This window comes from Donghicola sp., assembly GCF_025210255.1.
GTDB lineage: Bacteria > Pseudomonadota > Alphaproteobacteria > Rhodobacterales > Rhodobacteraceae > Donghicola > Donghicola eburneus.
The window spans coordinates 493,436-517,541 of sequence record NZ_JAOARZ010000022.1 but is presented as its reverse complement, the minus strand read 5'-3'; the positions used below and the strand labels follow the sequence as shown (position 1 = coordinate 517,541).

At 60.5% G+C, this 24,106-nt stretch carries 23 protein-coding genes; 9 read left to right on the top strand and 14 right to left on the bottom strand.

Annotated elements, in window-relative coordinates; genetic code table 11:
* Window positions 1-930 (top strand): methylenetetrahydrofolate reductase, encoded by a 930-nt coding sequence (locus tag N4A58_RS09780; protein ID WP_293709311.1) that lies wholly within the window; start codon window positions 1-3, stop codon window positions 928-930.
* Window positions 931-939: 9 nt separating this feature from the next.
* Window positions 940-1,905: a methyltetrahydrofolate cobalamin methyltransferase gene (locus N4A58_RS09775; protein ID WP_293709114.1), complete on the top strand. Its 966-nt coding sequence runs from the start codon at window positions 940-942 to the stop codon at window positions 1,903-1,905.
* Between the two features lie 73 nt (window positions 1,906-1,978).
* Here N4A58_RS09775 and N4A58_RS09770 read toward each other — a convergent pair whose 3' ends face one another.
* From N4A58_RS09770 to N4A58_RS09750, 5 genes are all read right to left on the bottom strand, one after another.
* Entirely contained in the window at window positions 1,979-3,073 is a 1,095-nt protein-coding gene (locus N4A58_RS09770; protein ID WP_293709113.1) for an ABC transporter ATP-binding protein, read from the bottom strand.
* Window positions 3,074-3,095: 22 nt separating this feature from the next.
* Entirely contained in the window at window positions 3,096-4,736 is a 1,641-nt protein-coding gene (locus N4A58_RS09765; RefSeq protein ID WP_293709112.1) for an alpha-amylase family glycosyl hydrolase, read from the bottom strand.
* Window positions 4,737-4,781: 45 nt separating this feature from the next.
* The gene (locus N4A58_RS09760) at window positions 4,782-5,912 is read right to left on the bottom strand and encodes a carbohydrate ABC transporter permease (protein WP_293709111.1); all 1,131 of its coding nucleotides are present in this window, start codon (window positions 5,910-5,912) and stop codon (window positions 4,782-4,784) included.
* Between the two features lie 10 nt (window positions 5,913-5,922).
* The gene (locus N4A58_RS09755) at window positions 5,923-6,903 is read right to left on the bottom strand and encodes a carbohydrate ABC transporter permease (protein ID WP_293709110.1); all 981 of its coding nucleotides are present in this window, start codon (window positions 6,901-6,903) and stop codon (window positions 5,923-5,925) included.
* Between the two features lie 93 nt (window positions 6,904-6,996).
* Window positions 6,997-8,349: an ABC transporter substrate-binding protein gene (locus N4A58_RS09750; protein WP_293709109.1), complete on the bottom strand. Its 1,353-nt coding sequence runs from the start codon at window positions 8,347-8,349 to the stop codon at window positions 6,997-6,999.
* A 258-nt stretch (window positions 8,350-8,607) separates the two neighbouring features.
* Between N4A58_RS09750 and N4A58_RS09745 the strand changes: the two genes are divergently transcribed.
* The 5 genes from N4A58_RS09745 (at window position 8,608) to N4A58_RS09725 (ending at window position 15,505) form a co-directional block, all read left to right on the top strand.
* A complete protein-coding gene (locus N4A58_RS09745) occupies window positions 8,608-9,636 on the top strand; it encodes a LacI family DNA-binding transcriptional regulator (protein ID WP_293709108.1) in 1,029 nt (342 codons plus the stop codon).
* A gap of 6 nt (window positions 9,637-9,642) precedes the next feature.
* Window positions 9,643-10,968, top strand: coding sequence for a GH1 family beta-glucosidase (locus N4A58_RS09740; protein WP_293709107.1), 1,326 nt, complete (start codon window positions 9,643-9,645; stop codon window positions 10,966-10,968).
* A 19-nt stretch (window positions 10,969-10,987) separates the two neighbouring features.
* Complete coding sequence (locus tag N4A58_RS09735; RefSeq protein WP_293709106.1) at window positions 10,988-11,965, top strand: glucokinase; 978 nt, start codon at window positions 10,988-10,990, stop codon at window positions 11,963-11,965.
* Between the two features lie 182 nt (window positions 11,966-12,147).
* Window positions 12,148-14,478: a Tex family protein gene (locus tag N4A58_RS09730; RefSeq protein WP_293709105.1), complete on the top strand. Its 2,331-nt coding sequence runs from the start codon at window positions 12,148-12,150 to the stop codon at window positions 14,476-14,478.
* A 187-nt stretch (window positions 14,479-14,665) separates the two neighbouring features.
* Window positions 14,666-15,505 (top strand): inositol monophosphatase, encoded by an 840-nt coding sequence (locus N4A58_RS09725; RefSeq protein WP_293709104.1) that lies wholly within the window; start codon window positions 14,666-14,668, stop codon window positions 15,503-15,505.
* A 93-nt stretch (window positions 15,506-15,598) separates the two neighbouring features.
* Here N4A58_RS09725 and N4A58_RS09720 read toward each other — a convergent pair whose 3' ends face one another.
* The gene (locus N4A58_RS09720; RefSeq protein ID WP_293709103.1) at window positions 15,599-16,342 is read right to left on the bottom strand and encodes an RNA methyltransferase; all 744 of its coding nucleotides are present in this window, start codon (window positions 16,340-16,342) and stop codon (window positions 15,599-15,601) included.
* A gap of 129 nt (window positions 16,343-16,471) precedes the next feature.
* Between N4A58_RS09720 and N4A58_RS09715 the strand changes: the two genes are divergently transcribed.
* A complete protein-coding gene (locus N4A58_RS09715; protein ID WP_293709102.1) occupies window positions 16,472-17,092 on the top strand; it encodes a thiamine phosphate synthase in 621 nt (206 codons plus the stop codon).
* Between the two features lies 1 nt (window position 17,093).
* On the opposite strand, the gene N4A58_RS09710 is transcribed toward N4A58_RS09715, so the two are convergent.
* The 3 genes from N4A58_RS09710 to N4A58_RS09700 form a co-directional block, all read right to left on the bottom strand.
* Entirely contained in the window at window positions 17,094-17,906 is an 813-nt protein-coding gene (locus tag N4A58_RS09710) for a 1-acyl-sn-glycerol-3-phosphate acyltransferase (RefSeq protein WP_293709101.1), read from the bottom strand.
* Window positions 17,903-18,676, bottom strand: a complete 774-nt coding sequence (locus N4A58_RS09705; protein ID WP_072706746.1) for a GNAT family N-acyltransferase — start codon at window positions 18,674-18,676, stop codon at window positions 17,903-17,905. Before N4A58_RS09705 ends, N4A58_RS09710 begins: the two co-directional genes overlap by 4 nt.
* A 121-nt stretch (window positions 18,677-18,797) precedes the next feature.
* On the bottom strand, window positions 18,798-18,983 hold the full coding sequence (locus N4A58_RS09700) for a DUF3553 domain-containing protein (protein ID WP_072706747.1): 186 nt from the start codon (window positions 18,981-18,983) through the stop codon (window positions 18,798-18,800).
* A gap of 26 nt (window positions 18,984-19,009) precedes the next feature.
* Between N4A58_RS09700 and N4A58_RS09695 the strand changes: the two genes are divergently transcribed.
* Complete coding sequence (locus tag N4A58_RS09695) at window positions 19,010-19,609, top strand: histidine phosphotransferase family protein (RefSeq protein WP_092464234.1); 600 nt, start codon at window positions 19,010-19,012, stop codon at window positions 19,607-19,609.
* 56 nt (window positions 19,610-19,665) lie between these two features.
* Here N4A58_RS09695 and N4A58_RS09690 read toward each other — a convergent pair whose 3' ends face one another.
* From N4A58_RS09690 to rpmA, 5 genes are all read right to left on the bottom strand, one after another.
* Window positions 19,666-20,931 (bottom strand): glutamate-5-semialdehyde dehydrogenase, encoded by a 1,266-nt coding sequence (locus N4A58_RS09690; RefSeq protein WP_293709100.1) that lies wholly within the window; start codon window positions 20,929-20,931, stop codon window positions 19,666-19,668.
* Between the two features lie 12 nt (window positions 20,932-20,943).
* Window positions 20,944-22,050 carry a glutamate 5-kinase gene (proB, locus tag N4A58_RS09685; RefSeq protein ID WP_293709099.1) on the bottom strand — a complete coding sequence of 369 codons (1,107 nt, stop codon included), beginning with the start codon at window positions 22,048-22,050 and terminating at the stop codon, window positions 20,944-20,946.
* Window positions 22,038-23,090: a GTPase ObgE gene (gene obgE, locus N4A58_RS09680; protein ID WP_293709098.1), complete on the bottom strand. Its 1,053-nt coding sequence runs from the start codon at window positions 23,088-23,090 to the stop codon at window positions 22,038-22,040. The genes proB and obgE overlap by 13 nt, the downstream gene beginning before the upstream one ends.
* Before the next feature lie 53 nt (window positions 23,091-23,143).
* Entirely contained in the window at window positions 23,144-23,683 is a 540-nt protein-coding gene (locus N4A58_RS09675; RefSeq protein ID WP_293709097.1) for a GNAT family N-acetyltransferase, read from the bottom strand.
* A gap of 150 nt (window positions 23,684-23,833) precedes the next feature.
* Entirely contained in the window at window positions 23,834-24,103 is a 270-nt protein-coding gene (gene rpmA / locus N4A58_RS09670) for a 50S ribosomal protein L27 (protein WP_072706753.1), read from the bottom strand.
* Window positions 24,104-24,106: the final 3 nt, after the last annotated feature.

The window sequence follows — 24,106 nt, the reverse complement described above, 5'->3', positions numbered from 1 at the left end:
ATGGCTTTGTTGAATTTCCGCAAGCGCGAAGACGTGGCTGCACCCACAGTGAACCCCCAAGTCGAGGCTTTCCTTCAGAATTACTCGATCGAAGTCATGCCGCGCACCGCGTCAAAGGTCGAAAACTTCCGCGACCTGCTGCCCGAGGGCACACGCGTCTACATCGCCCACATCGAAGGCACCCCGATCGAAGACATGGTCGAAACCGCAGCCCGTCTGGCAGATGACGGTTTTCAGGTCATGCCCCACTTCCCCGCGCGCATCATCAAAGACGCCGCGACCCTCGAGGACTGGATCAACCGCTATCAAGGCGAAGCAGGCGTTAAACAGGCGCTGCTTCTAGCTGGCGGCGTTGCGCAGCCCCACGGCGAATTCCACAGCTCCATGCAGCTGATGGAAACTGGCCTCTTTGACCGCGCAGGCTTCACCCGCCTCCACGTCGCGGGCCACCCCGAAGGCAACAAGGACATCGATCCCAAGGGCGGCGACCAGAACGTCATGGACGCTCTGCGCTGGAAGGCGTCGTTCAACGAACGCACCGATGCCGAAATGGCTCTGGCGACCCAGTTCTGCTTCGAAGCAAAGCCGATCATCGAATGGGCCGACAGCATCAAAGCCGCTGGCGTTGACCTGCCGATCCACATCGGAATCGCAGGCCCTGCCAAGCTGCAGACCATGATCAAGTTCGCGGTTGCTTGCGGAGTTGGCCCCTCCCTCAAGGTTCTGCAGAAGCGCGCCAAAGACGTGACCAAGTTGATGCTTCCCTTCGAGCCCAACGAGGTCGTCGCAGAACTGGCCGCACACAAGGCTGCCAACCCTGATTTCAACATCACCAATGTCCATTTCTTCCCGCTCGGCGGCATCAAGACTAACGCGCAGTGGGCCATCGACAACGGCGGACGCTCTGCTGTCCCCGCAAACCAAGACTAAGGAACGCCAATGACCCGCACTGTCATCGAGTCGCAAACCAAGACTGTCACCATCGGCTTTGACGAGCCCTTCTGCGTCATCGGCGAACGCATCAACCCCACCGGCCGCAAGAAACTGGCGGCAGAACTCGAAGCAGGCGATTTCAGCACCGTCGAGAAAGACGCGCTGGAGCAGGTCGCGTGCGGCGCCATGGTGCTCGATATCAATGCGGGCGTTGTCTACAACTCGAACCCCAACCCGAACGAGACTGAGCCGCCGCTCATGACCAAGATGATCGAACTGGTTCAGGGTCTGACCGACACGCCGCTCTGCATCGACAGCTCTGTACCTGCCGCGCTCGAAGCAGGTCTGGCAGCAGCAAACGGCCGCCCCCTGCTGAACTCGGTGACCGGCGAAGAAGACCGTCTGGAACTGGTTCTGCCGCTGGTCAAAAAGTACAACGTTCCCGTTGTGGCGATCTCGAACGACGACACCGGCATCTCCGAAGATCCCGATGTCCGCTTTGCCGTCGCCAAGAAAATCGTCGAGCGTGCCGCTGACTTCGGTATCCCCGCCCATGACATCGTCGTTGACCCGCTGGTCATGCCCGTTGGCGCAATGGCCACCGCAGGCCAGCAAGTCTTTGCTCTGGTCCGCCGCTTGCGCGACGAACTCGGCGTGAACACCACCTGCGGCGCGTCGAACATCAGCTTCGGCCTGCCCAACCGTCACGGCATCAACGCGGCCTTCCTTCCTATGGCCATCGGCGCGGGCATGACCTCGGCGATCATGAACCCTGTCCGTCAGGTGGAAATGGAAGCCATCAAAGCGGCCAACATGCTGATGAACCACGACCCGAACGGCGGTGCATGGATCGAATTCTCCAAAGTCCTCGAAGCCACCAAAGAAGGTGCCACCTTTGCTGACGCCGCCAAAGCGTCGATGGCAGCAGGCGGTGGACGCGGCGGTCGCCGTGGTGGTCGCCGTCGCGGCTAAGGCCAAACCAAATGAACAAGCAAAAGGCTGGTCCCTCGACCAGCCTTTTTCATTTTCACAACTCTCTAGCGCGTCAGCGGTAGAGCAGGGATTGACCGTTGTTGAACAGGTGCACCTTCTCCGGTTCCGCCGTCATCCGCATCCGCTTGCCCCGCACATCCGTGTGAATGCCTGGCAGCTTGGCAATCACCGGCTCATGCTCTGGCTTCTGCTTTTTGAAGTACAGCAGCGTGACCTCGCCCAAGGCTTCCTTGATCTCAACTTCGCCCTCATAGGCATAGTCTGCACCATCCGTCGAGATCATGTCCTCGGGGCGAATGCCGACCTCGACATCCAGCCCCATATCGCTCTCAACACTGGGATAGTTCGACAGGATCGTCCCCTGCCCCTCGGGCAGTTCCACGCGGGTCTGCTGTCCCGTCCCGACAATGCGCCCCCCCAGCAAGTTCATCTGTGGCGAGCCGATGAACTGTGCCACAAAGGTATTCTCGGGTCGCTCATACAGCTCTAGCGGTGTGCCAACCTGCGCAATCCCGCCACCAGCCAAAACAACAATCCGGCTCGCAAGGGTCATCGCCTCCACCTGATCGTGGGTCACGTAGATCATGGTGCTGTCGGGCATCTGCTCTTTCAGCTGCGCGATCTCGATCCGCGTCGCCACGCGCAGCGCGGCGTCAAGGTTCGAGAGCGGCTCGTCAAACAGATAGACCTTGGGGTCGCGCACGATCGACCGACCGATTGCCACACGCTGGCGCTGACCACCGGACAGAGCCTTGGGCAGACGATCCAAATAGGGCTCCAACTGCAAAATCTTGGCGGCGCGGTTCACGGCCGCTTCAATCTCGGACTTCGACTTCCCCGCGATTTTCAGCGCAAAAGACATATTCTCGCGCACCGTCATGTGCGGATACAGAGCATAGGACTGGAACACCATGGCGATCCCGCGCTGCGCGGGGGGCACATTGTTGACCACCTGCCCGTCGATCTGCAACTCGCCGCCAGTGATCTTTTCCAGACCGGCGATCATCCGCAGCAAGGTCGACTTCCCGCAGCCCGACGGCCCGACAAAGACGATCAACTCGCCCTTCTCGATCTCTAGATCAATGTGCTTCAGAACGTCGACCGGACCGTAGCTTTTCGCCACATCGGTCAGTTTCAGATCGGCCATAATGTCCCCCTCCCGATCACGCTTACATCTTTACCAAGAAACTGGGCTGCCACGGACCCAGATGGATTTTCCCATCCTCGGCCACGCCGCAGCTGCCCATCTCGGTGTTGACGGTGTGCCAATTGCCCACTGGCCCTTCGATGGTTGCTGGCTGGTCCGACATGTTGAACGCGCAGAACAACTCTTCATCTTCGCACACACGGCGGAAGGACAGTACGGTGCCCTCGGCCCTGAGGTCCGCGTGATCGCCTGTCACTAAGGACTGGTGCGCGTGACGCATCCCGATGACACGGCGGTAGTGATGAAGCAGCGCCGAGGGATCTTTCTCTTGTTCGGCCACTGCTTTGTTGGCGTGATCCCCCGACACGGGCAGCCAAGGCCGCGCCGCATTCGAGAAGCCCGCGTTATGCTCGTTGATGTCCCAAACCATGGGCGTCCGGCAGCCATCTCGGCCTTTGAACTCTGGCCAGAACTGAATGCCATACGGGTCCTGCAGATCCTCAAAGGCGACATCAGCTTCGTGTAGCCCCAGTTCCTCGCCCTGATAGAGGCAGACGGACCCACGCAGGCTGATCATCAGCGAGATATACAGGCGCTGCGCCGCAGGCGGCAGGTTCCAGCGGCTGGCATGACGCATGACGTCGTGGTTGGAAAATGCCCAACACGCCCACCCCTCGGCAGCCACGTCATCCACTTGGTTCATCACGCGCACGACTTTTTCCGGCGTCAGCAATTCGTTCTCAAGGAACTCAAAGGCATAGCACATGTGCACGCCCTCGCCCTTGCGCGTGTACTCGCCCATGATCTCAAGCCCACGCTGCGCGTCGCCGACTTCGCCCACGGTCGCGGCACCGGGGAATTCATCCAAAAGCTCGCGGAACTTCTTGAGGAAGGCGAGGTTCTCGGGGCGGTTCTTGGAATAGATGTGGCGCTGGTGGTTATAAGGGTTCACCGAAGGCGCGATGGTGTCCTTGCGCTCTTCCTTGGGCAGGGCCGGGTTCGACCGCAGCTCGGCATCGTGGAAGTAGAAGTTGATCGTGTCCAGACGGAAACCATCCACCCCACGCTCTAGCCAGAACCGCGCGGCGCTCAGGACTGCATCCTGCACATCGGGATTGTGGAAGTTCAGGTCCGGCTGGGACACAAGGAAGTTGTGCAGATAATACTGCTCGCGGCCAGCATCCCATTGCCACGCGGGCCCACCGAAAATCGACAGCCAGTTATTGGGAGGCGTTCCGTCATCCTTGGGATCGGACCAGACGTACCAATCGGCCTTGGGGTTGTCGCGGCTCTCGCGGCTTTCGATGAACCAAGGGTGCTGGTCCGAGGTGTGCGACATCACCAAGTCGATCATCACTTTGATGCCATAGAAATGCGCCGTCTCGATCACCGCGTCAAAATCCGCGAGCGAGCCGAACATCGGGTCCACGTCGCAATAGTCGCTGACGTCGTAGCCGAAATCCTTCATCGGGCTGGTGAAAAACGGCGAAATCCAGATCGCATCCACCCCGAGCGAGGCAATGTAGGGCAAACGCTGCACGATGCCCAAGAGGTCGCCGATCCCGTCGCCGTTGCTGTCCTGATAGCTGCGGGGATAGATCTGATAGATGACAGCGCCGCGCCACCAGTCGGGGTTTTCGGCTTTGCTCAGTTTAGGAACCATAGAGAGTACTTTCTATTGTCTTGAATGCGGCCGGAGGGGACCGCGTTATTTCACAGAACCGGCCAGAAGGCCGCGGACCAGATAGCGTTGCATCAGGAAAAACACGGCGATCGGCACAGCGATCGACACAAAGGCCGCCGTCGCCAGAATGCCCCAATCGCCCCCGCGCGACCCCAATAGGTCGTCAGCGATCTTGCGTGTCATCACCCAGCTGCCGCTGTCGGACGGTAGGAAAACCTTGGCGACCAGCAGATCGTTCCATGTCCACAGAAACTGGAAGATCGCAAAAGACGCCAACGCTGGAAAGCTAAGGGGCAGCACGATACGGGTGAAAATCTGGAAGTCGGTGGCGCCATCGACCTTGGCCCCTTCGATGATGTCCTTGGGCAGGCCAACCATGTAATTACGCAGCAGATAGATCGCCAGCGGCAGGCCAAAGCCCGTGTGCGCCAGCCAGATGCCGACAAAGCTTTGCCCGATGCCGATGTCGTTGTGCAGCCGCAGAAGCGGGACCAGAGCCAGTTGCAGCGGCACCACAAGCAGGCCCACGACCCCCGCAATCAGCAGGCCGCGCCCCGGGAACTGCATCCACGCCAGCGCGTAGGCCGCAAAGGCCGCGATCAGGATGGGGATCACTGTCGCCGGAATGGTCACGGTAAACGTGTTGATAAAGGCCTGCGCCATGCCGTTCGAATAGAGCACCCGCTCGTAATTGTCGGTAGTGAATTCTGGCGGCACTTCGGCGGCGTAATACACGCGCTGGCCGCGGTCACTTGGCACTTCGGGGGTGCGCAACTCATAGCTGCCATCTGCGTTTACGGTCAGCGTCCCGCCACCGCGCAGTTCAGTTTCCTCGCCCGCCGCAACACCGGTTGGGGCAGAACGGCTGACACCAAAAGCGGTAATGTTGCCAATGCCTTCTTCCGTGTCCTTCAGGTTGCCTGTCAGAACGTAGACGCCATCGACCAGCGTGGGCTCCCCGCTAATCCGCGCGGCCGAGGTTTGCTCGGTCGGGAATGGCGCTTGCCACCACGGGCTGGCGGAAATGTCGTCGCGGTCGCGAAAGGAAGAGACGAACAGACCGACTGTCGGAACCAGCCAAAGGATGACCAGAACCAATACGCAGATGCGCGTGACCCACGTGAGGGCCGGCTTGTGTCCAGCGATATTTTCCATGATCCCCTCCTCAGCGCATTTCTTTGCGGGCTTGGCGGATGTTCCAAATCATCACGGGCAAGACGAGCACCATGATCACCAGCGCCACCGCTGTCGCGCGGCCATCATCGCGGAACATGTATTCCATCATGTAACTCGGCAGGATTTGCGTTCCGAAATTGCCCCCTGTCATGGTGTAGACAATGTCGAACACCTTGAGCACGAGGATGGTGATCGTGGTCCACACCACCAAAATGGTGCCCATGATCTGTGGCACCTGAATTTTGAAGAATATCTGGAATGGGTTCGCACCGTCCAGAATGGCGGCCTCAATGGTTTCCTCGGGGATGCCGCGCAGGGCCGCCGACAGGATCACCATGGCAAAGCCGGTCTGGATCCACACCAGAATGACCATCAAGAAGAAGTTGTTCCAGAACGGCACCTGCAGCGGGTCAATCGGGCCATCCGCGCCAAAGAACAGGCGCACCGCGTTCAGCATACCGATGCTGGCGTCATTGGCATAAACGAACTTCCAAATCAGCGAGGCGCCGACGAAGCTGATCGCCATGGGCATAAAGATCAGCGACTTCGCGATCCCGCCCCATTTCAGACGGTCGGTCAACTGCGCGATCACCAGCCCAAGGAATGTCGCCGCCGCCGGCACAACAAGCACCCACAGCAAATTGTTAAACACGGCGCTGCGGAATTCGGGGTCAGCCGCCAAGTTCTGGTAGTTCTGGAACCCAATGAACGTGTCGCCCGTCCGATCATACATCGACCTGATAAAACTGCCGACCACGGGATACACCAGATAGAGCGTCAGCGCGAAAAGCGCGGGAAACAGGAAGAGCCAAGGTCGAACCGCATTGGCACGGTTGATATTGCGGCCTGCATCGTCATGGCGCGGGGGAAAGATCACGCGATCAAGCACGATGTTCGAGGCGTAGAAATATCCAATGCAGCCGAAGACCCCAATCAGGATCGTCAACACGCCTTGCATGAGCGGGCCCATGGCTTCGTTCCTTCTGGATCAGAATTTGGGGCGCAAATAACGCCGGAGTGGCCCTCCCACAGCTGTGCGCGGGAAGGCCATGGTCATACGACCTTACTTAATTTCGTCCCAGCGGGACTGGATCGCTGCGGTCACATCTTCGGCGCTGGCGCCGGTGGTGTAGTCGACCATGCCGGTCCAGAACGCACCTGCGCCGATCTCGCCGGGCATCAGGTCCGAGCCGTCAAAGCGGAAGGTGGTCGCGCCCTGCAGGATCTCGCCCATCGCGCGCTCGCTGTCGGTGTTATACAAGCCGGTATTTACGCCTGCATGCGCCGTCAGGAAGCCGCCCTGCGCCATCCATGCTTCGTGTGCGATCGGCAGCTTCATGAACTCGAGGAACACGTTGGTCGCGTCCGACGGGCTGGTGATGCCGAACAAGGTGCCGGCGCCCAGCACGGGGTTGCCCAAATCCTTTTCCGCGTAGCTCGGGAAGTAGAAGAAGTCCGCATCGGTGCCCACTTCGACATCTTCGGGGAAGAATGCGGGGATGAACGACGCCTGACGGTGCATGTAGCACTTGGGCGGCAGTTCAAACAGACCGGTGGGGCTGTCACGGAAGTCGGTCGAGGCCACAGCCTCTGCCCCGCCGTCAGCGTAACCGTCGGTGCGGGCGAACCAACCGAATTCATTGATCGCGCCGATGACCGCTGGATCGTTGAAAGGCAATTCATTGGTGACCCACTGGTCATAGACCGACGCGGGCTGGGTGCGCAGCATCAGGTCCTCGACCCAGTCGGTTGCGGGCCAACCGGTCGCCGCGCCAGAACCCAGTCCGATGCACCACGGGGTGCCGCCATCATCGACGATCTGCTGGGTTAACGCCTTCAGATCTTCCATGCTTTCGGGGATCTCGTAGCCCATCTCTTCAAAGGCTTCGGGGACGTACCATACCAGCGACTTCAGGTCGGCGCGGTAGAACAGACCATAGAGCTGGTCGTTGCCATCCTGATCCGCATAGGTGCCCAGATCGACCCAAGACTGACCGGCTGCAAAATTCTCTGCCACCCAGTCTGCGGTGCCCTCGGGCAGCGGAGTCAGCAGGCCGCGCTTGGCCATATCTGCCGCCAGGCCCGGCTGCGGGAAGACGGCGAGGTTCGGCGCCGAGCCCGCCTCGGCCGAGATCACGATGTCCTGCTCAAAGCTGTCAGAGCCCGAGTATTCCACGGTCGCGCCGGTCGCGGCTTCGAAGTAATCGAACACCTTTTCTACGCGCTCTTTTTCGTTGCCGGTCCACGGTCCGGTGATCGTAACGGTCTGTCCCGCCAGATCATTGGCATCGGCAAAGGCCTGATAGCTGTCCCAGTGAAAATCGCCCTCGCCGGGTGCGAACATCAGGTCCTGCGCGTAGGCGTTTCCTGCAATCATCGCAGAGGCAGCAACGCCCGCGAAAAGTACCTTCTTCATGTTTTCCTCCCAAGGTCCACGGCGCAAATTCGAATCTTCTCCAAACAGACCCAAAGCGCTTTGAATGGCGCGACGGTGCTTGAACTTGTACTTTCTGTCAACACCCACAATCCGCATGGTGGCGCAGTTCTTTAATAATTCAATGATGTTTTCATCTGCGCCGCAGCAATGCGGGTGCAGCACGCAATGGACTTTGACCAATCCCGCAAAGCCCCGTATTGTCCGCCTATTCAAATCGCTTTGGCTGGACCTAACGCCATGAACCTAAAACAACTCTCGGAGATTCTGGGCCTGTCCCAAACCACCGTCAGCCGCGCGCTGAACGGCTATCCCGAGGTTGCAGAGCGCACCCGCCTGCGGGTTCAGCACGCCGCGCAAAAGCACAATTACCAGCCCAACATCGGCGCGCAGCGTCTGGCGCGCGGTCGGTCAATGACCATCGGCCATGTCATCCCTCTGTCAACACAGCATGAAATGGTGAACCCGGTCTTCGCCGATTTCATCGCCGGTGCGGGCGAACGCTATTCAGCGTGCGGGTATGACATGAAGCTGACCATTGTGGACGACCAAAACGAAGAGGACATCTACCGCGATCTTAAAAGTCGCGGCAGCGTTGATGGCATCATCGTGCACGGCCCCCTGATGAACGACCCGCGCATTCCGCTACTGCAAGAGCTTGACCTGCCCTTCGTGGTCCATGGCCGCGCCAGCGATATCGATACGCCCTATTGCTGGGTGGATGTGAACAACGCCAGCGCCTTTCAGCGGGCCGGCGAGTTTCTTCTTTCTCTAGGACACCGCCGGATCGGGTTGATCAACGGTCTGGAGCATATGGACTTTGCCCACCGCCGCCGCGCCGGTCTGGTTGCCGCCCTAGAGTCTGCAGGGGTCACCCCGAACCCCGACTACTTGCATGCGGGCGAGATGACCGAGATCAACGGCCATGATGCGATGAAGGCCATGCTGGCCCTCGATACGCCCCCTACTGCGGTCGTCGTTGCCAGTTTCATCGCCGCCCTCGGAGTCCGGCGCGCCTTGGACGAGGCGGGGCTGCGCATGGCGCGTGACGTCTCCGTGATTACCTTTGACGATGACCTGTCCTACCTGCGTAACGGGGACAGCATTCCGATCTTTACTGCCACGCGCTCGTCTGTGCGACAGGCGGGACGGCTCTCGGCAGATCTGCTGATTTCCCACATTGAAAACCCGACGGCTCCGCCAGAGCACAAATTGCTCGAAGCCGATTTGATTATTGGAAATTCCACAGGGCCCGTCCCTCAGGAGTAGGTGTTAATGAAATTCAAACGCAGCGATTTTCCCCGCGATTTCATGTTCGGCGCGGCGACCTCGAGCTACCAGATCGAAGGCCACAGCTTTGGCGGCGCAGGTCCGACCCACTGGGACAGCTTTGCCGCGACGCCGGGCAATGTGGTTCGGGCCGAACACGGCGCGATTGCCTGCGATCACTATAACCGGTTCGAAGAGGATCTGGACCTGATGAAGGCGGCAGGCTTTGACGCCTACCGGTTCTCGACGTCTTGGGCGCGGGTCATGCCCGAGGGGCGCGGCACCCCGAACCCCGAGGGCCTCGATTTCTACGACCGCCTGACCGATGCCATGCTAGAGCGCGGCCTGAAACCCTGCGCGACCCTGTATCACTGGGAACTGCCCTCAGCACTCGCGGATATGGGCGGCTGGCGGAATGCGGACATCGCCAAGTGGTTTGGTGACTTCACCGAGGTAATCATGGGCCGCATCGGGGACCGTATGCACTCGGTCGCGCCGATCAACGAGCCGTGGTGTGTGGGCTGGCTGAGTCACTTTATCGGCGCCCACGCTCCCGGCTTGCGCGACATCCGCGCCACCGCCCGCGCCATGCACCACGTCCTGACCGCCCACGGTACTGCCATTCAGGTAATGCGCGGTCTGGGGATGGAGAACTTGGGCGGTGTATTCAACATGGAATGGCCGATCCCCCAGTCCGGCTCCGAAGAGGATTACCGCGCGGCTCAGGTCTATGACGGCATTTACAATCGCTTCTTCGTCGAGGGCATTTTCAACCGACGCTATCCTGAAACCGTGCTCGAAGGGCTGGAGCCTCACCTGCCCCACGGCTGGCAAGATGACTTTGACTTGATCGCACAGCCGCTCGATTGGGTCGGACTGAACTACTACACTTGCAAGCGGATCGCTGCTGCACCAGGCACCCCTTGGCCCCATTTGTCGGAACACGTGGGCGGCCTGACCCGCACGCAAATGGGGTGGGAGATTTATCCGCAAGGTCTGGGGGATTTCGTCCGCCGGATGCACCGCGAAAACACCGGCGATCTGCCGATCTACATCACTGAGAACGGCATGGCGAACAACGACCACGTGGTCGGCGGCGAGGTCAATGACTCCAACCGCATCGCCTATCTGGATGACCACCTGACCTCTGTCCGCGAAGCGATCGAAGACGGCGCCCCTGTGCGCGGATACTTCTGCTGGTCGCTCCTCGACAACTACGAGTGGTCTTTGGGCTATGAAAAGCGGTTCGGTTTGGTGCATGTGGATTTTGAAAGCTTGAAGCGCACACCCAAAGCATCTTATGAGGCCCTCAGGTTAGCGCTATCACAGTAAGCATCCCGAGGACGTCAGAATGGACCAGACCGCCCCCCTGAGCATCGTCGCCGATATCGGCGGCACGAACACCCGCATCGCGCTGGCGCGGGGGACAGAGATCCTGCACGACACCATCACCCGCTACAAAAACGCAGGCGAGCCTAACTTCCCGCCCCTGCTGGAGCGGTTCTTGGCCGAGCATCCCGATGCGCGCCCCGAGGCCTGCTGTGTGGCCGCCGCTGGCCCCGTGCGCGATGGCCGAGTCGAGATGACCAACCTGTCGTGGGTCTTCGACAAGGACGATCTGGCGGCTGCAACGGGCGCTTCGGTCATTGCGACCCTGAACGACATGCAGGCGCAGGGTCACGCCCTGCCCTACCTGAAGCCCGAAGCACTGACAAACCTGCGCAAGGGTCATGAGGCCAGCCCGCAAGCAGCCATGCTGATCGTGGGCATCGGCACTGGCATGAACATCGCGCCGGTCTATCACAGCGCGGCAGGCACTCTGGTTCCGCCCGCAGAAGCTGGCCACCCTCTGCTGGCTGTCCGCAACGACGACAACCTGCGACTCTGCCAATACATTGAAAAGTACCACGGCTTCCCCTCGGTCGAAGAGGTGATGTCGGGCCGCGGTGTGGCGCGTATCTATGAATGGCTGTCGTCCGAGGCAGGCGAAAAACAGGTTCTGGAGCCCGCCGAAATCATGAAGCGCGTGGAGGATGGCAGCGATCCCATCGCCACCGAAACCGCCCGTCACTTTGTCCAGATCATGGGCAGCGTATGTGGCAATCTGGCGCTGACCCTTCTGCCATTTGGTGGGATCTATTTAATCGGCGGCGTGTCGCGGGCCTTTGCCCCCCTGTTGGACAAGATGGGGTTTGAGGAAAGCTTCCGTGATTTGGGACGGTTTGGCGATTTCGTAGACCAGTTCGGGATTTGGCTGGTCGAGGATGATTTCGCGGCTCTGACAGGATGTGCCTCGCACCTGCAGGACTTGTTGCAACGGCCGCACTGATGCGGTTGGACCTTGGCCCTCGGGCAATGGTCGAGACGTGAGTATTTAGACAAAGCAGAAAGACAGTGCGCGGCGATGGCTGCGCCCGTTTGATTTTGTGATCTATGGGTGATCGGGAATAGGCTTGGCAGCGGTCGGGGGCTGGCGTATGCCAAAGAGCCAAGCAGTCAAGACGGATCAAGATGGACCTCAAAGCCAAGATTCCCGCCCGCATCGCCAAGGAAATCAACGCCAGCCCTGCACAGGTCGCCGCCGCGATCGAGCTGCTGGATGGAGGCGCCACGGTCCCATTCGTCGCCCGATACCGCAAAGAGGTCACAGGCGGGCTCGATGACACCCAGCTGCGCGATCTGTCCGAGCGCATGGTGTATTTGCGCGAGTTGGAAGCGCGGCGCGAGACAGTGCTGAAGAGCATTCAGGATCAAGGCAAGCTGACCGACGATCTGACCCGCAGTATCCTTCAGGCGGACACGAAGGCGACGCTCGAAGACATCTATCTGCCCTATAAACCAAAACGCCGGACCCGAGCTATGATCGCGCGGGAAAATGGATTGGAGCCGCTGGCCCGTGCCATTCAGGACAACCGCGCGGCAGAGCCGTCGGCATTGGCCGAGGGATATGTGACTGCCGAAGTTGCCGATGTGAAGGCCGCGCTGAACGGTGCGCGCGATATCCTGACCGAAGAATTGGCAGAGCGCGCCGAAATCCTTGGCCGTCTGCGCGAAATGATGGCGGGTAACGCGCATTTGGTGTCGCGCGTGGTGGACGCAAAAGAGAAGGACGGCGCCAAGTTTTCGGACTACTTCGCCCACTCTGAGCCCTATCGCGGGGTACCTTCGCACCGTGCGCTCGCAATGATGCGCGGCGTGAACGAAGGTATCTTGACCACCGATCTAGAGCTGCCCGAGGACGCGGATGCCGATGCGCCCCTGCGTGTTCTGCGCGCGGCGCTCGAGATTGGCGGGCAGCAGCCCGGAGACAAGTTCCTGTCTGATGTGGCGGGATGGTGCTGGCGCGTGAAGCTGAAGCTGTCGATCACCATCGACCTGATGACCGATCTGCGCAAACGGGCCGAAGAAGAGGCGATCAATGTCTTTGCGCGGAACCTCAAAGACCTGCTTTTGGCGGCTCCCGCAGGGCACAAAACAACCATCGGTTTGGATCCGGGCATCCGGACAGGCGTGAAGCTGGCGGTCGTAGATGCGACGGGCAAGGTGCTGGACACCGCGACTCTCTACCCTTTCCAGCCCAAAAATGATCTGCGCGGGGCGCAGGCGACATTGGGCGCCTTGATCCGCAAACATGGCGCGACCTTGATTGCCATCGGCAACGGGACCGCCAGCCGTGAGACCGAGAAGATGGTCGGGGACCTGCTCAAGGACATGCCAGCGCCCAAACCGACCAAGGTGATCGTGTCCGAGGCTGGGGCCTCGGTCTATTCCGCCAGCGCTTTGGCCGCGCGGGAATTTCCCGATCTGGATGTGTCGCTCCGCGGAGCGGTGTCGATTGCGCGGCGCTTGCAGGATCCATTGGCCGAACTGGTGAAGATTGAACCGAAATCTATCGGCGTGGGCCAGTACCAGCATGACGTTGATCAGCACCGTCTGGCACGCGCGCTTGATGGTGTGGTCGAGGATGCCGTGAACGCGGTTGGCGTGGACCTGAACACCGCCTCTGCGCCGCTCTTGGCGCGTGTGTCCGGCCTTGGGCTCGGATTGGCCGAGGCAATCGTTCTGCACCGTGATGCGAACGGGGCTTTTGCGAGCCGCAAGGCACTGAAGGATGTACCGCGACTTGGGGCCAGAACGTTCGAACAATGCGCAGGCTTCCTGCGGATTTCGGGGGGTGATGAGCCGCTGGATGCGTCGTCGGTCCACCCCGAGGCTTATGCAGTCGCGCGCAAGATCGTCAAAGCTTGCGGGCGCGATCTGCGTGACCTGATGAAAGACCCTGCCCCGCTGCGCAGCCTACAGCCCCAGCAGTTTGTTACTGACAGCTTTGGCATGCCGACAGTTCGGGACATCTTTGCCGAGCTTGAAAAGCCGGGCCGTGACCCGCGTCCGGACTTCAAGACCGCGACTTTTGCCGAGGGCATCGACTCGATCAAGGACCTGAAGGCGGGCATGCAGCTGGAGGGTACCGTGACCAACGTGGCGGCCTTCGGCGCGTTTGTGGATATTGGTGTTCATCAGGACGGCCTCGTTCATGTGAGCCAACTTTCGGACAAGTTTGTCAAAGACCCGCACGAGGTCGTCAAAGCCGGTGATGTCGTGCGCGTTCGAGTGACCGAGGTGGATGTCCCACGCAACCGGATCGGCCTGTCCATGAAGAGCCCCGATGCGCAAAACCGGCCAGAACGTGGTGGCCGCGCCGATCGCAATGATGGTCCGCCGCGCGGGGGAAAAGGGCCCAAGGGCGGCCCACGTGGCGGTGGTGGTAAGCCCCGCAACGCGCCGCAAGAGTCGGGCGGCGCGATGGCCTCGGCCTTGGCGGCAGCGTTCAAGCGCACGTAAAACCGTCACAATTCCGGAATAGAGACAGGGCGCTGGCGACGGCGCCCTTTTCATTTGGTTTACCGACACTTCATGCAGTGCTGGTCGGGATGTGACCACTTGGACAGGACGCGCTGGTCGTGCATGCTGAAGTGAGTAGCCCACCACTCTTGGGCCACGATTGAATTCAAAGACAGGACGACCCCAAGTGACTTTGACCACCACCCAGATTGAACAGTTGATCTCTGCGACACGCCAAACCGCAAAGACGGAAATCCTCCCGTGGTATCGGCGTCTGGACGATAGCGAGATTGACACCAAAGCCCATGCACAGGATCTGGTGACCAAAGCAGACAAGGCAAGCGAACGCGTGCTGACGGCTCTGGCCGCAGAGATCCTGCCCGGCGCTGTGGTGGTTGGCGAAGAGGCTGTCTCGGACGGGTCCGTGTCGCTAGACGCGCTCAAAGGTGCGGAGCAGGCGCTGATCATTGATCCCATTGATGGGACTTGGAATTATGCCAATGGTCTCAATACTTTTGGCGTCATTCTCGCTGTGGTCGAGAACGGAGAGACGGTCTTTGGGTTGCTCTATGATCCGATGGGCGACGATTGGGTGATGGCAGAACGCGGCGGCGGCGCGGTCTTTGCCCGAGCCGATGGCACACAGCGCGCAGCCAAGGCCCGCGCCCCGCGACAGGTCAACGAGATGACGGGCTACTGGCCGCCCTCTTTGTTCAACACCGAGGCGCGCGGACGGCTATATGACTTTGCCAAGGGCATTGATCGGATGGGCAGCCTGCGGTGTGCCTGCCATGAGTATCGACTGTTCTCGCAGGGCGGTGCGGACTTCTTGCTGACTGGCAACCTGAACCCATGGGACCATGCGGCGGGCGCGTTGATCGCGCGCGAGGCCGGTGGTTATGTGAAGATGCTGGACGGCGAAGCCTATGCCCCAACCCTGACCGAAGGCAGCCTGCTGGTGGCGCCGGATCGGGACAGTTGGATGGCGCTGGCTGATCCCTTGCGCATGGCGGTTTTTGGAGACTGAAACGCCGCGCTTCTGCGCCGGTGTTCTAATTGAGTATTTTTGCAAAGCAGAAAGCAGGGGCGTGGTCTCCTGCTTTTGACGTTTTAGCTTGGCTTACCCGCGCTCTTTCCAGCGGACCATCTGGCGCAGGACGCCGTGCAGGATTTGCACGTCCGCACGGGTCAGAGGCATCCGGCTCCAGAAATTGCGCAGGTTGGTTTTCATGTTGTCTGCCTTGGTTTCGGGGAAGAAGAAACCCGCTTCTTCAAGGCGCTCTTCGTAGTGGTTTGCCAGCTTCTCGACTTCGATCGCGCTGGCCCATTCTGTGCCGGCGAGTTCGTAGTTCATAGGCTCAGCCGACATGGTTTGGCGGCTCCATTCATAGGCGCAGAGCAGGACACACTGGCCAAGGTTGAGCGAGGCGAACTCTGGATTCACGGGCACCGAGATGATGGCATTGGCGCGCGCGATATCCTCGTTCTCGAGACCAGCGCGCTCGGGGCCAAACATGACGGCGACCTTTTCGCCTGCTTTAACGCGGGCGTTCGCCTCTTTCATCGCTTGCTCAGGAGTGTAGACCGGCTTGGTGAGGCCACGGGGCCGCGCGGTGGTCGCGAAAACAAAGCTGCAATCATCGAGCGCGGTGGGCAGATCAGGCGTCAGCATAGCTTCGTCCAAGAGCCGCCCTGCCCCGCTCGCCATCGCGACAGCGCGCTGGTTGGGCCAGCCGTCACGCGGGTCCACGACACGCATCCGGTCGAGGCCAAAGTTCCACATGGCCCTTGCCGCGGCGCCAATATTCTCGCCCATCTGGGGGCGGACCAGCACGAATGAAGGCTGAGGCGTATCGGTGGGCATGGGGTGTTCCTTTCGGCGTCGGGTTTGCGGGGTCTGATAGTCCGACATGCGAAAACCCGCAAGCAGACCGATGGTCAAAGGCGAAAAACCACGCTAAAGGAGCCGAACCACCGAATGAGGAGTCTCTTCATGTCCGAGCTTGAACTGCCGCAGATCTATCTGATCACGCCCCCCGATTTCGACTTCCGCGAGTTCCCCGAGGACATGGCGCGGGTTCTGGATGCGACCGAGGTCGCGTGCGTGCGTCTGGCGCTGGCAACCACGGACGAAGACCGCATTCTGCGCAGCGCGGACGCCCTGCGCGAGATCACCCATGACCGCGACATCGCGCTGGTGATAGAGCGTCACGTGCTCTTGGCAGAGCGTCTGGGGCTGGATGGGGTACACCTGACAGATGGCGCGCGGTCTGTGCGGGCAACCCGCAAGCAGCTTGGCGATGATGCGATCGTGGGCAGCTTCTGCGCGGCGTCGCGCCACGACGGCATGAACGCAGGTGAGTCCGGCGCGGACTATGTGTCTTTTGGCCCCGTAGGCGGGACTGTGTTGGGCGATGGCACGCACGCAGATGCCGAACTGTTTGGCTGGTGGACCCAGATGATTGAACTGCCTGTCGTCGCCGAAGGCGCATTGACCGAAGACTTGATCCGCGCCCTGACGCCGGTAACTGACTTCTTTGGCATCGGCTCCGAAATCTGGGGCAACGAAGATCCTGCCGCGCAGCTCAAAGCGCTCGTCGCTGCCATGAGCTAAGTCACAGGGCGCTGCGGACCGTGTCTTCGAGCGCCTTGGTCAGATCCTTGCGGTGGGCGAAATCGGCCACCGCGACAGAGGGGTGATAGGTCACTTCGACCTGCCCCTGACGCGGCGCGGACAGCACCTTGAGCAAATGCTCGCCAAACTCCATGTCACCCCACCAGCCATAGAACCGAGGGTCCTGCCCTGTGGGCGCGGTGTAGCGCACCGTGACCGGCTGGATGCGCAGATCCTCTCGGAAACCGGGCTGAAAGAACGCCGCGAAAAGGGTAGACTTGAAAGGCAAGACGCGAAGGCTGTCGGTCGAGGTTCCCTCGGGAAAGAACAGCAATTGGTGACCGTGGCTCAGTCGCTGCTCAAACAATTCGGTCTGTGCACGCGCTTCTTTGCGATCCCGCTTGATGAACACCGTGCCCGTTGCGCGGGCCAGCCAACCAATCCCAGCCCATCCGGCCACCTCGGCCTTGGACACAAAGTAGATCGTCTGGCGCGCATTCAGGGCAAAGATATCGAGCCAGCTGGCATGGTTCGCTACGACCGCGAGTTTGCCGTGTTCCGGTGTGCCAATCCGGCGAAACCGGATGCCCATGGACGGGAACGCCAGAGTGCACACGGCACGGGTGATATAGGGCGTTACGGGGCGCCTCTGACCAAAGAGGGGTGCCTCAATCAGACGAAGGGCGAGCGTCAGGATCAGACCCACGGCACAAAGCAGCCCGAGCGGAATGCCCCGCAATAAAACACGGCACCATCCCATCGCGCCAATGCGCGGAAAGTCCGGACGCTCACCGCTGTCCCAAGTTGAACTCATGCCTTCAAGCCCTTGGAGTAGATTGATTTTTGGGTCGCACTTAGACGATGCGCATCCATCACCAAACAGATATCCGTGGTGTTGAACGCGTGATCGACGTAGGCTCCTTCGCCGACATATCCACCGAGGCGCAGATACGCCTTGATCAAGGCAGGCACCCCTAGCATCGCCGGTTTGCGGTCAATCTGATCATAGGGGATCAGATCCATCGGTTGAAACCGTTCAGCCACGGCCCGAACGCGCAACTCCGGCGGAGCCAGATGACGTTCATGCAAAAGAGAGAGTGACGGCGCAAGCGCAGCGACGTCCGTCCCATGGAAACTAGCTGTGCCAAACATCACCTCGATTCCGTGGTCCGCAACGTACTCGGCCAGCCCGTTCCACATCACCAGCATCGCCGCCCCGCCGCGGTACTCTGGATGCAGACAAGAGCGGCCCAGTTCCATCAGCTTGCGGCCACTATGCTTTAAAACCGTCAGGTCGTACTCGGTTTCCGAATAGTAGCGCCCAACTGATGGCATCTGGTCATCCCGCAGCAGCCTGTAGACAGCAACCACTTGGTCACCCGACGCACGGGACAGGTCCTCGAGCAGCAGATGATCGAAGAAAGGATCAAACTCGTCTTTTTCCAATCGCGCGTTGTGATCAACGTGGGGCCCGTCGGCCCCCAGTTCAGCGACGAACACCTCGTATCTCAGGCGTTGCGCGGCGCGCAAATCCTCTGGCCCGTCTGCCAGACGCACCGAAAACTCGGGGGAAGAAACCACCATCGCTCTGCCTCGACACCGTGGACTGCACTTCGCCGCAGGTTTAGGCGCTCTGACATCCTGATGCAAACGCCACCTACTAAGTGGTTCAAACGTATAGGTTCTTAAAACTAGTAATGATCAATTAAGATTCGTCATATACGGGTAAAAGGGCAACACGGGAGGAGTCTATGACGACTTTGCCTTGCTCGCGGAAATTCACGGTCACACGGCCCTGAATATTCGACTGCACTTGCCCTAGCCCCCAATCGGGCTGCTGCGGGTGCCGGACAATCGCTCCGGGTTCGAGAAAGGCGTTCAAGTCGGTCATGGTGTCCTCGCAATTGGAGAAGTACTATGCGGCACAGCCCGAAGCGACTAGCAGACCTTCTGGGATCGCGCCTTTGTCATGACCTCATTTCACCGATCGGCGCGGTGTGCAACGGCGTTGAGCTTTTGGGAATGGGCCCGATGGGCACGCAGCCGGAGTTGGCTCTGATTTCCGAAAGCATCGAGGCCGCGAATTTCCGCGTTCAATTCTATCGTGTGGCTTACGGATTGGCCTCTGACGACCAAGCGCTGAGTGACGGCGAAGTGCGCCGCATACTGGCTGGCGTCTACAAAGGCGCCCGACTGAAGGTCGATTGGTCAGTCAAAGACGCGCTGCCCCGCCCCGAGATCAAACTCGCCTTCTTGCTCATCCAGTGTATCGAGGATGCCCTGCCCTACGGCGGTACGCTGCGCATCACCCACAACGGCATGTTCTGGCGGCTCGAGGCTGATGGCCGGATTAAGATTAATGATCCTGAACTTTGGGAATGCCTATGCTCGGGCGAGGAGCCCGAAGAACTGGCCCCGAGCAGAGTTCATTATGCGCTGATCCCCCACGCCGTCGAAGAGGCGGGCCGCAGGATCATCTGCAACAACAGCGAAGATCACATCGAGCTGACCTTCTGAATGAAAAAACCGGCTCTGATCCAGCGCCGGTTTTCTTTTTGTTTGAGCTGCGAGTTTTAACCGCGGACTGTGCCGTCGCCTACGACCAGATACTTAAAACTGGTCAGCTGCTCGGCCCCTACCGGCCCACGCGCGTGCATTTTGCCAGTGGCGATGCCGATCTCTGCACCCATCCCAAATTCACCGCCATCGGCAAACTGGGTCGAGGCATTGCGCATCAGGATCGCGCTGTCGAGGCGGGCAAAGAACTCTGCCGCCGCGCCGTCATCTTCGGTGATGATGCAGTCCGTGTGCTGCGAGTGGTGATCCGAGATGTACTGGATCGCGTCGTCCAGATCGTCGACAACCCGTGCCGCGATGATGCTGTCGAGGAACTCTGTCCCCCAATCCGCATCAGTCGCCGCCACGACGCCCTCGATGCCTTGAATGGCCGCGTCGCCACGCACTTCGACACCAGCGGCAATCAGCGCTTTGACGATCTCGGTGCCGATACCTGCAAGTTGATCGCGGTGGATCAGCAGACACTCGACCGCGCCGCAAATGCCGGTCCGGCGCGTTTTGGCGTTCATCACGACCTTCATCGCTTTGTCAGCATCGGCCGCGGCGTCCACGTAAACGTGCACGATCCCTTCGAGGTGAGCGAACACGGGCACACGGGCCTCGCGCTGGACAAGGCCAACCAGACCTTTACCGCCACGGGGCACAATCACGTCGATATAGTCGGTCATGGTCAGCATCTCGCTGACCGCAGCACGATCACGGGTCGGGACCAGTTGAACCGCGTCCTCGGGCAGACCCGCTTCGCGCAGACCAGCGGCCAGCGCGGCGTGAATTGCGCGCGACGAATGAAAGCTCTCGGATCCGCCACGCAGGATCACGGCATTCCCGGCCTTCAGGCACAGGGCCCCTGCATCAGCGGTCACGTTCGGACGGCTTTCATAGATCACGCCGATCACTCCCAGCGGGGTACGCACGCGCTGGATGTGAATGCCCGACGGACGGTCCCACTCCGCCAAGACAGCGCCAACGGGATCGTCCTGCCCCGCGACAGAGCGCAGGCCATCGCAGATCCCTTGGATTCGGGCATCGTCCAGCATCAAGCGGTCCATCATGGCGTCCGTCAGACCTTTGTTTCGGCCGAATTCCAGATCCTTGGCGTTTTCGGCAATCACCTCGGCGCGGGAGGCCCACAGCGCGTCGGCTGCGGCGTTCAGCGCGCGGGTCTTGGCCTCGGCTGGGGCGGTCGACAGAACCTTTGCGGCTGCGCGTGCGCGCTGGCCCAGTTCCGCCATCATCGAGGAAATGTCTTCCACGTCCTTCATCGCCTTAGCTCCTTAAATTGCCATGTCATCTCTATGGATCAATGCAGCGCGTCCAGGATACCCTAAAAGCGCCTCAATATCATCACTGCGGTGCCCGCGGATCACCCGCGCCTCGTCCGCTGTGTAACGGGACAGCCCCATGCCGAGCGCGTGCCCCTCGGGGCTGCGCAACTCGACTGGATCACCGCGCCCAAAGCTGCCGATCACGCTGGTGACCCCTGCGGGCAGCAAGCTCTTGCCGCGTTTCAGAGCGTCCGCAGCGCCGGCGTCCAGCATCAGAACCCCCTGCGGCTTCATCGCCGAAATCCAGCCCTTGCGCGCAGCCTTGGGGTCGGTCTGCGCCAAGAACCATGTGCAATTTGCGCCGTTTTCTAGCGCGGACAACGGGCGGGTCACAGACCCTTCGGTGATTGCCATGGCACAGCCCGCTGCGGTTGCGGTTTTCGCCGCCATCACCTTGGTCTTCATGCCGCCCTTGGACAGGCCGGACCCTGCATCCCCTGCCATGGCCTCAATCTCGGGTGTGATCTCGGAAATGGTGTCGTAGCGTTTGGCGCTGGGATCAACCTGCGGATTGGCGGAATAGAACCCGTCCACATCGGACAGCAGGATCAACTGGTCCGCGCCGACCGTCACAGCGATCTGCGCAGCCATGCGGTCGTTATCACCATAGCGGATTTCGTCGGTGGCGACGGTGTCATTTTCATTCACGATCGGAACCACACCAAAGCCGATCAGAGTCGCCAAAGTCGCGCGGCTGTTCAGATAACGGCGGCGGTCCGCGCTATCCTCGAGCGTGACCAGCACCTGACCGGTTTTGATGCCATGGGGCGCCAAAACCTCTTCGTAGGCGCGCGCGAGGCGGATTTGACCCACAGCGGCGGCCGCCTGCGATTGCTCGAGCGGCAGTTCGGTGTAGGGCAGCCCCAACACACCGCGCCCCAACGCAATCGAGCCAGAAGACACGAGGATCACATCTGCCCCGCGATCGCGGAGCATCTTTACATCTTCGGCGAGGCCGACCAGCCAGTCAGCGCGCAATTCACCGGTTTTCTTATCGACCAGAAGGGCCGAGCCGATCTTGATGACAACGCGCTTTGCAGCGCTTAGGGTTGCCATGTTCCGTTCTCCTGCTCGTCCTCTTCGGCTTCTTCTTTCTTGATGCGCAGGCGGTCGTCCTCGATCTGGGCACGAACAGCGCGCAGCACTTCAGGCAGACCTTCGCGGCTGACGCTCGACAGCATCATAACGGGGCCACCCACAGCCTCTTCCAGCTCGGCACGCTTTTCTTCGCGCTCTTCGTCATCCAGCGCGTCGATCTTGTTCAACGCGGTGACGCGAGGCTTTTCTGCCAGTGCGCCGCCATAGGCCTCGAGCTCGCCAATGATGACGTTGTAGTCGTGCGCCACATCATCCGAGGTCCCGTCCACGAGGTGCAGCAGAACCGCGCAGCGTTCGACGTGGCCAAGAAAACGGTCGCCGATCCCCCGCCCTTCGGATGCCCCTTCGATCAGACCGGGAATGTCCGCCATGACGAATTCGGCGTTGTCGATACCAACGACGCCAAGGTTCGGGTGCAGCGTGGTGAACGGGTAGTCCGCGATTTTGGGACGGGCGTTCGAACAGGCCGACAGGAACGTCGACTTGCCCGCATTCGGCAGACCCAGCAGGCCCGCGTCCGCGATCAGCTTCAGGCGCAGCCAGACGGTGCGGGTGATGCCCTCTTGTCCGGGGTTCGCGTGGCGGGGCGCCTGGTTGGTCGCGGATTTGAAGCGCAGGTTGCCCCAGCCGCCGTTGCCACCCTTGGCCAGCACGATGCGGTCGCCCACTTCGGTCAGATCGAACAGAACGGTCTCTTCGTCCTCATCGAGGATTTCAGTGCCCGACGGTACGCGCAGAACGATGTCCTTGCCGTCCGCACCGGTGCGCTGCTGGCCTTTGCCCGGCTGTCCGTTGCCCGCAAAGAAGTGCTGCTGGTAGCGGAAATCGATCAGCGTGTTCAGGCCATCGACGACTTCAACAATCACGTCGCCACCACAGCCGCCGTCGCCACCGTTAGGGCCACCGTATTCAATGAACTTCTCCCGCCGGAAGCTGACGCATCCCGACCCGCCGTTCCCCGAACGGATTTCGATTCTGGCAAGGTCTAGGAATTTCATGCGTCACCCATTCTGGCAGTTTGCACGCCTGTTACAGCGAGCGACCGACGGGATCAATCCAGCCGGCGTGTATATGTCCAAGTCGGCACCCGCGAATTGCGTGCGACCGAAAACGTTTCCGCGTCTCCGAGGTATTCGAAGCCGCAATTGGTCAGCACCCGCGCGGATGCCAGATTTTCCTGAAACACCTCGGCGAAGAACGTCGCGTTCTTCATCGGGTTCGCTTCGACCAGCGCGCGTACGGCTGCGGATGCGACACCTGTGTTCCAGTGGCTCGGTCCGACCCAGTAGCCGACCTGTGCCTGATTGCGATCCATCGGCAGAAGGCTGATGACCCCCATAACCTCGGGACCGCCGTTTTGTGTGGCGTCCATGGCCCAGATGACTTCGCCGGTCTCTGGCTCCATCGCGCGCTTCACGTATTGCTCGACCGCGCCAGGCGGCAGCGGATGCGGAACCGAGCGCGTCATCCGCGCAATCCGTTCGTCCCCAGCATAGAAAGAGATCATGCCCTCGTCCGACTTGCGCAGTGGCCGCAAAACAAAACTACCCGCGTCGATCACTTGCGGCGCTTCTAATACCTCTTCAACCATGTGCCCTCCTCCGGCAATTCGGATGATTAGTAGATGGGGCTGTACCCTCCCCGCACAACTGTCCAACTACTTGTAAACGGTAAAAAATCGCAAAAAATTAGGGGACCGGCAGTACCGATCCCCTGAAATCTTGTACCCTTCGGGTTCGGTTTATTCTGCAGCCTCGGCTACAGGAACAACCGAAACAAAGGTGCGGCCCTTGAGGCCTTTGGTGAAGGTCACTTTGCCTTCTGCGGTCGCAAACAGGGTGTGATCTTTGCCCTGACCGACGTTGTCGCCCGGCCACCATTTGTTGCCGCGCTGACGCACGATGATGTTGCCAGGGATTGCGGCCTGACCGCCAAACAGTTTGACGCCAAGACGGCGACCAGCACTGTCGCGACCGTTACGGGATGAACCGCCAGCTTTTTTGTGTGCCATGGG

Coding starts and splice junctions, on each gene's coding strand:
- N4A58_RS09695 (WP_092464234.1), top strand. CDS start 19,010: ATGCGGCACAGCCCGAAGCGACTAGCAGACCTTCTGGGATCGCGCCTT.
- proB (WP_293709099.1), bottom strand. CDS start 22,050: ATGGCAACCCTAAGCGCTGCAAAGCGCGTTGTCATCAAGATCGGCTCG.
- N4A58_RS09755 (WP_293709110.1), bottom strand. CDS start 6,903: ATGGGCCCGCTCATGCAAGGCGTGTTGACGATCCTGATTGGGGTCTTC.
- N4A58_RS09750 (WP_293709109.1), bottom strand. CDS start 8,349: ATGAAGAAGGTACTTTTCGCGGGCGTTGCTGCCTCTGCGATGATTGCA.
- N4A58_RS09735 (WP_293709106.1), top strand. CDS start 10,988: ATGGACCAGACCGCCCCCCTGAGCATCGTCGCCGATATCGGCGGCACG.
- N4A58_RS09740 (WP_293709107.1), top strand. CDS start 9,643: ATGAAATTCAAACGCAGCGATTTTCCCCGCGATTTCATGTTCGGCGCG.
- N4A58_RS09720 (WP_293709103.1), bottom strand. CDS start 16,342: ATGCCCACCGATACGCCTCAGCCTTCATTCGTGCTGGTCCGCCCCCAG.
- N4A58_RS09765 (WP_293709112.1), bottom strand. CDS start 4,736: ATGGTTCCTAAACTGAGCAAAGCCGAAAACCCCGACTGGTGGCGCGGC.
- N4A58_RS09760 (WP_293709111.1), bottom strand. CDS start 5,912: ATGGAAAATATCGCTGGACACAAGCCGGCCCTCACGTGGGTCACGCGC.
- N4A58_RS09715 (WP_293709102.1), top strand. CDS start 16,472: ATGTCCGAGCTTGAACTGCCGCAGATCTATCTGATCACGCCCCCCGAT.
- N4A58_RS09705 (WP_072706746.1), bottom strand. CDS start 18,676: ATGGTGGTTTCTTCCCCCGAGTTTTCGGTGCGTCTGGCAGACGGGCCA.
- N4A58_RS09745 (WP_293709108.1), top strand. CDS start 8,608: ATGAACCTAAAACAACTCTCGGAGATTCTGGGCCTGTCCCAAACCACC.
- N4A58_RS09710 (WP_293709101.1), bottom strand. CDS start 17,906: ATGAGTTCAACTTGGGACAGCGGTGAGCGTCCGGACTTTCCGCGCATT.
- N4A58_RS09780 (WP_293709311.1), top strand. CDS start 1: ATGGCTTTGTTGAATTTCCGCAAGCGCGAAGACGTGGCTGCACCCACA.
- N4A58_RS09730 (WP_293709105.1), top strand. CDS start 12,148: ATGGACCTCAAAGCCAAGATTCCCGCCCGCATCGCCAAGGAAATCAAC.
- N4A58_RS09690 (WP_293709100.1), bottom strand. CDS start 20,931: ATGAAGGACGTGGAAGACATTTCCTCGATGATGGCGGAACTGGGCCAG.
- rpmA (WP_072706753.1), bottom strand. CDS start 24,103: ATGGCACACAAAAAAGCTGGCGGTTCATCCCGTAACGGTCGCGACAGT.
- N4A58_RS09775 (WP_293709114.1), top strand. CDS start 940: ATGACCCGCACTGTCATCGAGTCGCAAACCAAGACTGTCACCATCGGC.
- N4A58_RS09675 (WP_293709097.1), bottom strand. CDS start 23,683: ATGGTTGAAGAGGTATTAGAAGCGCCGCAAGTGATCGACGCGGGTAGT.
- N4A58_RS09700 (WP_072706747.1), bottom strand. CDS start 18,983: ATGACCGACTTGAACGCCTTTCTCGAACCCGGAGCGATTGTCCGGCAC.
- obgE (WP_293709098.1), bottom strand. CDS start 23,090: ATGAAATTCCTAGACCTTGCCAGAATCGAAATCCGTTCGGGGAACGGC.
- N4A58_RS09770 (WP_293709113.1), bottom strand. CDS start 3,073: ATGGCCGATCTGAAACTGACCGATGTGGCGAAAAGCTACGGTCCGGTC.